The 3,182-nt window shown below is 44.8% G+C and carries 2 protein-coding genes; one reads left to right on the forward strand and one right to left on the reverse strand.

The window, feature by feature from the left end; translation table 11 throughout:
• The first annotated feature begins 203 nt into the window (after positions 1-203).
• Positions 204-2,222 (forward strand): serine hydrolase, encoded by a 2,019-nt coding sequence (locus tag AC1DSE_RS33250; RefSeq protein ID WP_477511736.1) that lies wholly within the window; start codon positions 204-206, stop codon positions 2,220-2,222.
• A gap of 122 nt (positions 2,223-2,344) precedes the next feature.
• On the opposite strand, the gene AC1DSE_RS33255 is transcribed toward AC1DSE_RS33250, so the two are convergent.
• Entirely contained in the window at positions 2,345-2,989 is a 645-nt protein-coding gene (locus AC1DSE_RS33255; protein ID WP_477511735.1) for an HNH endonuclease, read from the reverse strand.
• Positions 2,990-3,182 lie beyond the last annotated feature (193 nt).

The following is a 3,182-nucleotide window of genomic DNA, read 5'->3' on the forward strand; positions in this document are numbered from 1 at the left end:
TGTCGAATTTAGCCGTATAAATGCTGTACTTTGTCTCATTTGCTAGCTCAAACGAATAACAATTTTCATAAACCTTGCAAACAAAACCTCTCTTTCGACTAAAGTCTAGGTAACAATTAGACCAATGACTGATTTGATGAAATGGCGATTCCATTAAAGTTAAGAGGAAATAAATTACATATTACTTGAAAGGATGGAAATCAATGATGTTGATGTTTCAACAAAGAAGGAAAAGTAGGAAAGCTTGGGCACCCGCCCTGCTCGCAGCGGTGATCGCCTTTTCTGCCATCTCATTTCCTGCAAGGAGCGTTGAGGCAGCAGGTGCAACTGGCCCCAAGGATGCTAAGGAAGTTGAGGCGTTTGTCGATGAGTTCTTTAAACGTCCAGAGGTTGCGAGCTCGCTAGCTGGTAGTGCAGTGGTAGTGGTGGGCAATGATAAAGTGCTGCTGAACAAAGGTTATGGTTATGCCGATGTGGAGAGCAAGAAACCTGTTGATCCTGATAAAACCATGTTCAGAATAGCTTCCATATCCAAAGTATTTACAGCAACAGCCGTCATGCAGCTCGTAGAAGAAGGCAAAATAGATTTGGATCAGGATGTAAGCCCCTATTTGAAAGGTGTGACGATTCCCAATGAGACCGGCAGCAAACTAACGATGCGACATTTATTGACTCATACAACAGGTTTCGACAAAACAGATGTGTTGACTGCTCCAGATGCGACCCGTAAAGACTATCCTCTCGAACAATATATTAAAGAGAATTTACCTACCATCGTGCGTAAGCCGGGAGCGGCTTATCGCTATGATAATTTAGCTTTCAATTATCAAGGATTAATCGTGCAAAATGTGACAGGCAAGCCATTCGAACAAGTCATTGATGATCAAATATTCCGTCCGCTGCAAATGACAAACAGTGATTTCCGGATGACGGATAAAGTGCTGGAAAACCTTGCTACCGGCTATAACCAATTAAAGGAGCCTTGGCCGCAATACCAGCTCACGCCTACAATAGCGCCAGACGGGGGCATGTTCGCAACAGGCACGGATATGAGCAAATTTATGCTCGCTCAATTAAATGGCGGCAAGCTTGGAGAAAATCGTATTTTACAGGAAAATACAGTTAAGGAGATGCAGCGGATACAGGTTGGCATTCATTCAGAAATTCCGAACATGGCTTTAGGTTTTGAGATGTTTTTCCAAGAAGATTTCAATGGCGAGACTGTCATTGGAAAGGGTGGAGATTTGGAGGGCTATCATTCGTGGATGTGGCTGCTGCCTGAACAAAAGGTAGGCGGATTTGTTGTAACGAACAGCGATGCCAGCGATATACGTGAGCAGCTGTTCGCCGCGTTTATGGATCATTATTACCCTAAAACTGAGAAAGAGCGGCCAGCCATTGCACTAACCAAGGCACAATTAGCACGCTTTGAAGGCAGCTACCAGTATTTGCGCGCCCCGCTCGTTTATTACAAAGTAAAGGCGGAAGATGGTTATTTATCCGTTGCCGGACCCAATAGCACCAGGAAACTAAAACCCGTTGGCGAGCTGCTGTTCCAAGATGAAGATGGAAAACTTGGCGCATTTAAAAGAGATGAAGCTGGCAATATCTCATACTTTTATTATTTACTTATTGATGCTTGGTGTGAACGTATAACCCCATCACCTAACTATTCTGATGTACCGCGCAATCATCCGTATGCCGATGACATTTATACTTTACGTGATTTGGGCGGGGTTTTGAATCAAACGTCTACCCTTTTCGAACCAGAAGGAAACACGACTCGTGCACAATTCGCAGCTCAGATTGTACGACTAGCTGGTATTACCAAATCACACCAATCCTCTAAATTCACGGATCTAAAGGCTCATCCATATGAATCAGAAATTCAAACACTGCTAGAGATTCACGTATTAAGTGGTACTTCAGCCCAGAGGTTTGAACCAGACCGAACGATCACAAGGGAAGAAGCTGCTGTCATTATCTATCGATTATCACGTTTTCTTGGTTTCCCTCCCATTCCAGCGAAACTGAGCGGCAAGACTTCAGCTTGGGCCGAAGAAGCGGTTCAATTCATTGTTGGAGCTCGCTTATATGGACCAGAAATAAAAACGACAGATAAAGGTACTGATTTCCGTTCGAGAGATCCGCTGCTCAATAAGGAAGCTGCTGTGATTTTAAACCGTTTCGCTAAATTATTTGCGTCAAGTGCAGGCATCTAATACAAAAAAAGACTGCGTAGTCGCCCTTCATCAAGGCGGACTATGCAGTCTTTTTTTGTATAAACGTTAGTTGTAACGAAAGCAGTACAACATACGGATCACTCAATCATTCATTAATGCTTCTAAGGAATAAGCTCATCACCGTTCATAAACGTTTGCAAGTCTTGATCCGCCTTCGATTGGTTGCAAGCATTGCAAGCACAGACACAATTAACCGGCGTTGTATGCCCGCCCTTAGCGCGCGGCAGCATATGATCGATCGTATCACCCTGCTCCCCGCAAAAATAACAAATGTGATGGTCACGCTCCAAGATGTAGCGCCGGAATTCCTTATTGCTGAACAATCGGCGTATCGTATAGCGATTGACGATAACCGCAGCATGCTCCTTTACCAGCGTTATCGCAAGCTCTGGCTCAATTTCTTGATACCATCGCCGTCCTTTATCCGTCTTGCCTCTCATCCAAATCGTACCTTGACGCGTAGGTTTTAGTGCTGCCGGATCATTCTGCAGCGTTATGGATGTCATCGGTGGAACCGGGAATGGTTTGCTGGGATGAGCTTTTCTTCGTATTGCTTTATAATCATTAAGTTGAACATCAGGCAATGGAGCTAAAGCCGCTTTCGCCTGCCTGCAAGCTCGGCATGCACCGCGCCTTGCACCAGCGCCGGCTCGTTTGCCCGTTCGCCGCAGAAACTCAGAGAGCGGTTTCGTTTCCTTGCAAATGGCGCATGGTTTGGTAGCAAGAGGTTCTGTATCATCCATCATTTTTTCCGGAGCATATGATTAGCTACGCAGCCGAATTCGTCCCCTCGTGTTTTTATACTATTGTAGCATTAATATAGGTTCGAGGGGAAAATAGCACATAACCTATGATTCCAATAAACCGTATTTCCTCTTGAAGCGCTGCAAAATGGCAATCCAGCTGCTCCCAAACACGGCGAGGAAAAAAACATTGGAC

The sequence above is a fragment of the Paenibacillus sp. 01L418 genome, from assembly GCF_056400045.1.

What these genes read in the sequence shown, in the direction of transcription:
- AC1DSE_RS33250 (WP_477511736.1), top strand. Translation starts at nt 204, where the DNA reads ATGATGTTGATGTTTCAACAAAGAAGGAAAAGTAGGAAAGCTTGGGCA.
- AC1DSE_RS33255 (WP_477511735.1), bottom strand. Translation starts at nt 2,989, where the DNA reads ATGATGGATGATACAGAACCTCTTGCTACCAAACCATGCGCCATTTGC.